Origin of the sequence: Citricoccus sp. K5 (genome assembly GCF_902506195.1) — a bacterium.
GTDB lineage: Bacteria > Actinomycetota > Actinomycetes > Actinomycetales > Micrococcaceae > Citricoccus.
On the sequence record NZ_LR732822.1, the window covers coordinates 1 to 1503 of the forward strand.

General features: G+C 65.5%; 2 protein-coding genes. Both read right to left on the reverse strand.

The window, feature by feature from the left end; genetic code table 11:
• Positions 1-10 precede the first annotated feature (10 nt).
• The gene (locus tag BOSE125_RS17765) at positions 11-1120 is read right to left on the reverse strand and encodes a DDE-type integrase/transposase/recombinase (protein WP_159555552.1); all 1110 of its coding nucleotides are present in this window, start codon (positions 1118-1120) and stop codon (positions 11-13) included.
• Complete coding sequence (locus BOSE125_RS17770) at positions 1066-1446, reverse strand: hypothetical protein (RefSeq protein WP_159555554.1); 381 nt, start codon at positions 1444-1446, stop codon at positions 1066-1068. Before BOSE125_RS17770 ends, BOSE125_RS17765 begins: the two co-directional genes overlap by 55 nt.
• Positions 1447-1503: the final 57 nt, after the last annotated feature.

The window sequence follows — 1503 nt, forward strand, 5'->3', positions numbered from 1 at the left end:
CCGGCGTCTGTCAACCTGTTTGGAGCCAGTTCCGGTGTTGTTCGGGTTCTGGTCCCGGGTGATTGATGCCTGACCAGGCCGGTGGCATCGCGGTAGTCGGCACCCGATGTCGGTATCGGGCAGGGTGGGCCAGGTAGTAGGCCTGCTGAACGGTGTGGCGCCGGCGGTGGGCTTGGATCCAGGTCCCGTCGTGGAGTTGGTCCGGGGTGAACAGAGCGATTCCGCCATGGCGGTGGGTCGTGTTGTGCCACACCACATGTGCATCGACGTAGTCCCGAGCGGACGGTAGATCGGCGAAGACCTTGGGGTAGTTCGGCCGGGTCTTCAGGGTCCGGAACTCGGATTCCGAGTATGGGTTGTCGTTGGAGACGTAGGGCCGGTTGTGGGTCAGTTCGACCCCGTGGCCTGCCAAGAACCCGGCCAACGCGTTCGAGCGCATCACGGCCCCGTTATCGGCGTGCACGTAGCCCGGGGCGGTTCCGGCGGCGGTGAAGGCGGCGGCGAACATTTGAACGGCCAGACGGTCGGCCTCGCGGTCCTCGACCCGGTAGGCCACGATCCTGCGCGAGTAGATGTCGATGACCGAGTACACCTTGAACACCTGACGGCTGTAGGGACCCTTGAAGTCGGTGATGTCCCAGGACCAGACCTGGTTCGGCCCGGTCGCCAGCAACTGCGGGGCCGGCCGATCCCGGTCCCCGGCAGCGCATCTTGTGCCTGGTCCGCCAGGGCGTTGGCCCTGGTCCAGTGTCGCGGCGATCCGCCACCAGGTCCGCTGGGAGCCGGCATAGACCCCTTCGTCCCAGGCGGTGGCGTAGGCCTGGTCCACCGATTCCCCGGCCTGCCAGGCGGCCAGGATGCGTCCGGCCACCAGGGCCCGCTCGGCGTCGGTAAGCGACTGGGGTTGGCCCCGGTCCGCGTGCGGGACTGGGGCCGGGACACCGGGGCGCGGATGGCGCCGGTAATGCCAGGTGGAACGGGCCACCCCGATCAGCCCGAGGGCCCCGCGTTCGGAGAGCCCACCGGAATCTGTCAGTTCACCAACCAGATCCCGTTCGTTCTCGATCAGTCCTGCGGCTCGGTCGGAGTCGGGGTTTGCCCGGGCGTATGCTCGCTCCACTTCTGCATAAGCCCGATAGCTTTTCCCAGGGCCTCGTTGGTGGCCTGGAGTTTGTCATTCTGGTCTCGGATCTTCTCCACCTCGGCCTGTTTCAGCTGCAGGTCCTTTTCCAGTTGCCTGAGCCGATGCCCTGAATTCGTCACCGTTTCAGCATTCCGGGGCACCAGACCGTGGTCAAGGGACCCTCCCAGATACGCCAGCCGCCAGTGCTTGAACGTGTTCGGCGAAAAGGGCTGTTCGGTCAGCCACTTCGTCTTCGACCCATGCGGTAGATCCAGGTACTCCAACACGAAGCCACGCCTTTCAACTGCCGTGAAACCCACCATCACTGCCTCCCTCGGCGCCACCCCAGTGGTGGCTCACACCGAGGTTGACAGAGAGGG

Excerpts from the sequence above, each read along its gene's own strand:
- BOSE125_RS17770 (WP_159555554.1), bottom strand. The coding sequence starts at position 1,446 with ATGGTGGGTTTCACGGCAGTTGAAAGGCGTGGCTTCGTGTTGGAGTAC.